Below are 7,132 nucleotides of genomic sequence, written 5' to 3'. Positions count from 1 at the left end.
ATCAGTCACACGATTATAAACCTTACCATAAATACCAACTTTAATAGCAGCACCCGCAATAGGATTAACACCATCAGTCAAAGTAATAACCCAAGCAGAACCATCTTTATAAGTCATATTAATGTCTTCAGCGGTTAAAACAGTGACAACAGGATAGTTGTTTTCAACAATGTTATTCGCATTAGTGAATTTAACAGCAGCATCACCTTTTAATTCACTAGCAATTAAGTAGTTTTCAGTTACATTGTTACCAGTTTTTGATCCTAAATCAACAGCATAAGTACCATCAGTGGTAATGTTGTTTCCTTTAATTACGTTGTTGTTTGCACTTACGGTTACAGTACCTTTAACATCGTTTCCAATGAAAGTAGTTCCAACTTTATTGATAGTAACAGCACCAGTAATAGTGTTGTTTTCTATAATGGAATCAGTACCGGTAGTTCCTAAACCGCCAGCAACAGTGTTATTGTAAACATGAGCGCCTTGAGCAACATTCAATTTACCGCCAACAGTGTTATTGTAAGCAACACTATTTGCACCTACAGTCAAAGCACCTGAAATAGTGTTGTTGTATAGTACTGAATCAGGTAAAACGCTCATGGAACTTCCATTAAGCATTACATTGTTTCTGTAAGTGTTGTTAGGTGAAGCGGATGAACCGTATTGGGTAGTAATACCTACACCTTTGTATTCGACTGTGTTGTTTTCAATCAAGTTGTCTGAACCTGAAAGTACAAGAGCCCAACAGATAGCTGCACCATTATTAGGACTGAAGATGTAGTTGTTTGTAATGTTGTTGTGAACATTTGCAACTACGCCGGATGGAACATTTACATTGAATGTGGTCAAGTAAATCATGTTTCCAACGTTTCCTTCAACTTCAATAGTGTTGTTGTCGAATGTGCAGTAGTCAGCCCAAGCCATTACTAAGGATGAGGAACCGCCGTTGTTTCTTGTGTAGAAGTAACTGTTTTTGACTGTTACGTAAGTACAGTTTTCTCTTACACTAGTAGCACCTACACCGGAACCTACTCTTTGATCTTCAATCACATTACTAATGTTGTCTAAAACAACATGATGGGTATTAGCAATCCATAATTGAGTGTTGTGGAAGTTAATACCAGTAATGTTGGACCAAGAACCATTATAGCTAACAGTGAAACGGTTACCTGGGTTTTCACCAAGTAAACTGCCTGCTGTAGTGTTCAAGTCAATGTATGCATCATTAGTGGTTGAAACAATGTTAACAGGTTTGTTTACATTGAACCAGATTTTAATAGCTTGATCAGGATTAATGATGGAGCCTTGGAAGTCTAAAGTAGCTCCTTCAGGGACACAATCGAATAATTTACCAGAATCTTCTTGGTTGAAGTAGTACATGTAAGTTTCCTGAGTTACAACACCATCAAGAACGGCCAATATAGCAGTAGCATTGTTAGATGCGAATTCAGGACCTTCATATGTAACAGTAATGGCATTTTCACCATTAACTAAGTCTTCAGCTGCAATATTTTGAGTAGCAACACCGTCTTCTAAGTCAATAGGGTAAGATTTACCGTTGATTTCAATAGTTACAGTACCAGTAGCATTAGCAACAGTAACAGTAATAGTGCCGTCAGAACCTATCCAAACAGGATCCGCTTCAATAATTATATCAGCAGGTTCAGGTACAGGTAGGTTGTTTTCAACAAGATTGCCATCTGGAACGGAAACCGCATTATCCCCTTTTAAGACATGAGCATATAAAGTGTTGTCGGTTACATTGGTATTTTCTGCACTTGCATAGTAAACTGCATACTTACCATCAACAGTAATGGTGTTGTCTTTAATGTCAGCAGAAGGAGCTGCACTCATGTATGAAGATGTCATACTTACACCATAGACAGGGTTGGTATCTGCATATTCAGCAAGGTTATAAACATTGATTGTGTTATTATAGACTTTAGCTAAATCAATTTCAGCTTCAATACCAGCTACTAAAGCATAACCGCCAGCAGTAGCATAACCGGTTACATTAATATTGTTACCTGTAGCAGTTAAATCACCAGGACCGTTCCAATTAGATGCATAAATACCCGCATTAGGACCTTTAGAAATGGAAGTTAAGTTATTGTTATTAACAGTAACTGTAAATGGTCCGGTTAATTGGATAGGATAAGCAGTACCAGTACGGTCAATACCTGAAGTAGTGTTCACAAGTAAATTATTATTCTCAACAACACCAGTTATACCATGTAAATCCACACTGTAGTAGTATCTTGCAACATCAGAAGTAGTAGTATCAATGTGAGTAATGTTATTCCAGTTCACTAAAACATTATTAGTACCGGCAATCATTACAACATCAATAGTAGGATAATAACCAACACCACCATTAGTGGTAACATCTACTGTATTAGCAGTGAAGTTAATGTTATTTCCGCCTTGAATACCAACAGCAAGTACTAAATCTGCATCAATACCTGTTGAACTGTATGAAACATCAACAGCAGGTAAAACAGCAGTGATTATGTTATTTTCAATGTTTGCATTGTTTGAGTCACGTACTTCTAATCCGTAATTATGATTGGAACCAGGGTTAGTGGCTTCGTAGATAATTTCAGAGTTGACTAAAGTAAAGTTTTCAGCAGCATTTGCATAAATAGCAATAGCTTCTGCTTCACTAGGAGCAACATAATTAGCAACTACATCGCTAATCTCAATATTGGCACCAGTAGCATAGATTAAAGCACCGTCATTAGTTGCAAACTCTTTATCAGCGTTTAAAGCAAATCCAGATAAACTTACATCAGCAGCAGCAATTCTAATTGCAATGTTATCTAATACTGCATTTTCACCAGTGACATTAATAGCTCTGTTAAATACAATCATGTCAGTTAAGTCGGAGAAAGTTCCATTGAAGATTAACTCATCGAATGTAATAGCATCCAATAAATTACCGTTTTCATCGAAGTACCTGAAGAAAGTATCATTAGTAACAACATTAGTTAAAGCAGGAAGGTTATCATGCACTTCATTATTGTCACCGGATTTAATGTATACAGAAGCATCACCAGTTAATTCATAAGCATACAATGTGTTATTAACCACAACAGCAGATTGTGGAGGATACAACATTTCTACAGCATATTTACCGTTGGTGTATACTTCATTATCCTTAATATCAAAGGTTAAAGTTGATGCACTGTATTGAACTGCACTTATACCTGAAACTGGGTAAGTATCATCATAATCACCTTTATTTTGGGAATAAATGGTGTTATTGTAAATGGTTGCATAACCAGTTTGTATTTCAATACCTGAAATTAATCCAAATTCATTATTAGTAGCAACATAACCAGTAATGTTAAGGAAGTTGTTTTCAATATCCATGTCTTTTGCTACACCGAAACCGTAAGGTGAGTAAATACCAAGGTTAGGGCCGTTTGAATCACAAGTAATGTTGTTTCCGATTATTGTAACTTCACTGGTAGCGATTTGTAATGCGTATGCTGAACCAGCACCGGATTTACCGCCTGTTGTTGAAATATTGAAGTTGTTTTCAATAAATGAAATGCCATCATTGAATCCACATTCAACAGCATATAAGTAGATTGAAGTTCCAAGAGGAGTTTCAGTATCAATCATAGTAAAGTTGTTACCTTTGATTAAAACATCTTCAGAACCAACAAGGTATATTGCCTGAGCAGTAGGATAGCTTGCAGTACAGTCATTAATTGTTACATCAACATTGTTGTTGGTGAATTCAAGACCTGATGCTTCATATATTCTGATAGGGTTTACATAAACTAATCCCATCATGAAGTATGTGTAATCGTATGTTTCTACTAATAACGCAGGAACACGAGCATAAATTGTGTTACCGTCTACAACGACATCTTCAACATCTTCCAAGTTGATTGCGGTAGCATATCCTTCGTCATTGCTTACATGGCTTTCGAAGTAAATGCTGTTATTCAATATATTCACATCAGAAATTGTGTCTGTTCCTCTAACATCAATTGCAATTGCTTCATCATTATCTACGATGTAAGAAATGATTAAGTTGGTTAAATCAACATTAGATTCAGTGACAGTGATTAAACTACCTAAGGAAGTGGTAGCGATTAAAGTTAAGTTATCTACAGCAACATTTCCAGAAGCAATCATGATTCCCATGTCACTTAATACAGCTTCGTCACCGGTTATTGTAACAGGTTTATCGATGATTACATAACCAGCAGCTAAATCAGAGAATACGCCTTGGAAAATCAACTCATCAAATGGAACAGTATCTTTTAACATACCTGAATCATCAAAGAAATTGTAGAATGTATCATTAGTTACAATATTTGTTGTGAATCCTTCTTCAATAGGCATTTCAACTACTGCATTGGTTGATGTTGCAACAATAGCTTCATCATTTGCATCGATAGTGTAGGTTGTGCTTGCTTGAGCATCCACAGTAGAAACGACAGTGTTTAAATTGCCGCTAGTGGATGTGAATGTTACATTAATGCCGTCAGGTAAGTTAGCGTTGCTGAATGTAGCGGTAACGGTTACTTCGTCGCCAGCTTGTGCATCGCTAGGAGTGAAAGTTGCATTCATAGTTACCCAGTTGGATACGTCAACAGGAGGACAATCATATTCTTCCCAATCGTCATCTTCATAATATCCGACACCATTTAAGGATGAAGGGTCATCATTAGTTCCCCACCAGTTGTTTTGAGCGTTTACAACATTGTCTTCACCATCATTGTAAATAAGGAAATTATCAGCATTAGTTAATAATACAGAGTTGTTTACGGTGAGTTTGTTGCCATTGTATATTGCATCACCATAGTAGTCGTCATCCATAGTATTTGCTACATTGTCAACAAATATTGATTTATCAACAGTTGCGGTTGAGCGGTAGCCTACATAAATAGCACCACCAGATCTTGCAGCTTTGTTGTTAACAAATACACAATCAGTTATGTCTAATGTACCACCAGTTGTGTAAATTGCTCCACCATAGGAAGCTGCGTTTGTATTATCAATAAATTCAGTTCCTTTTACATCAATATTATAATTATAATTACCTTTAATAACACCTTGTCTTGCAGTGTTATTGATAAATTTAGAGTTTTCAATTACTAAGTTTCCGCTGTTTGAGTTAAGGTTAATAACAGCCATTACAGATGTAGAATCCATAATACTGTTGTCTTTGAATACAGTATTATTAATTAAGATGTCTCCATTACCAGTCTGTTGGATTACATCTCCACTCATACTGTTTGAAATTTCAGAATCTTTAATGGTTAATTTACCTTTGCTTGTAATAAGATAATTGGAAGCTTGGTTGTTAACTACAGTTACATTATCTAAAATCAATTCATTAGCTAAACTGTAAACAGCAGCTCCGAAGCCGTTAGCATTGGTAAGCACTAAATTATGCAATTCGATTTTGTTAGCGGTGTCTCCATAGTTCATGTAGAATAATCTGCCTTCATTGTTTGCATCAAGAGTGACTTTGCCGTTACCAGTAACAGTCAAGTCATCAGTTACATGATATCCGTTTCCAACATAGGTTCCTTCATTTATGATGATTTCGTGAGAACCTGCGTTTGCAAGTTCGATAGCTTTACCAATAGTTGCTACAGGAGCATCAATGGAACCTTCATTATCATCGCTACCAGCAGTATCTACATAAATGATTCCAGTGTATCTTTCTTTGACTGTGATAGGGATTGTTAATGTTTCAGTTAATACGTATGCTTTGATGTCTTCACTGCGTGCAACATCACTTGTGTATGTTGCTTGAGCAGGACCATCATTTAAATCAAATTCATTTTGACTTAATGTGCCTTTAGCACTTAAGGTTACTGGAATTGAATAATCAGGAAGGTAGCTGCTTGCGTCACTGCCATCATTTAAAACAGCCGCAACAGTTATATCTGAAGATTCGTCACTGTAGATTTCAGAAGGGTTTGCATTGGCTGTGAATTCAATCCAGACATCAGGCTCTACTGATGAGGTTGGATTGCTGGATCCCCAGTAGTTGTAGTCAACATTAACATCGCCTGTTGATTCGACCATCACAACATCTTCAGTTGGAATTAAAAATAGATTGTTGTTGATATTTGCATTCCAATTGCCTGTAATCCATAATGTACTTGAAGTAGTAGCTTGCAAAATGTTTCTCTTGAAGTTTAAGGTTCCAGTTGTTTGCATAGGTTCGCTCATGACACTAACACCAGTACTTACAAGATGATTATTTACACCTGAAATCACACAATCGGTTATGTTCAATTCATTAACATTGGCTGAAGCATAAACAACTGTATCAGCATCGCTACCTTCTATAGTCATTTTTGAGAATGAAACAGAATCAACAGTATACTCTTCATCAAAAGGATTTTCCGGATTTGCAATAGCAAAACCTCCAGATACATCAAGTTGTACACCATCACGACTTTCACCAACAAAACTGACTGATTTAGGAATGAAAATTGCATCATATACTGAATAATCACCATTACATAAGAAAATGGATCCTCCTTCAGGTACGATTTGCAAAGCGGTTTCGAAATCTGTTGGGGAGTCTATGCTTGAACCGTCACCGTCACCGTCCGGTGAAACATAAATGTAGTTAATTTCAGGTCCAGGTTCATCTCCACCTTCATCGGTAAGTCCAGGAATCTCTTTTTCTAAAGCATCACCAGTGTTTAATGTATATTCACCATTGTTTTCAACTACCCAAGTGTCTGCAGCAACATCAGCAGGTTTATCATTTGAACCCCACCAGTTAGCATCTAAAGTGTAAGTTCCATCTGAATAAACAAATGCGTTTTTAAAAGTATTTCCTTGAATATTGTTATAATTTAAATTGTAAGTTGCACTTGCACTGTTTGCTGAGAGAATTTGATTTGGTTCTGAATTATCGGCAATAATGCTTGATTCAATAGTTACAGTTTTAGCTCCGTTTACAAAGAACAATCCTGCAACAGCAAGATCCCTGTAAACGTAATTGTCAACAATTTTAGACCTTTTTATTTCCATGTTTCCCTTAGTGGTAATTAATCCATTTGCACTTGCAAGATTACAGTTGCTAATGGTTACATTATCCAAAAATACAGTTCCAGTATTTTTCTCATTGTAAATTGCACCGAAA

General features: G+C 36.3%; 1 pseudogene. It reads right to left on the bottom strand.

The annotated features are described in order from the left end of the window. Nucleotides 1-7,132, bottom strand: a pseudogene (locus ACJROP_RS05550) (hypothetical protein); the annotation flags it as partial.

The sequence above is a fragment of the Methanobrevibacter sp. genome (genome assembly GCF_045220775.1).
Classification (GTDB): domain Archaea; phylum Methanobacteriota; class Methanobacteria; order Methanobacteriales; family Methanobacteriaceae; genus Methanocatella.
The sequence above is the reverse complement of the archived record's forward strand: the minus strand, read 5'-3'. Positions and strand labels throughout refer to the sequence as shown.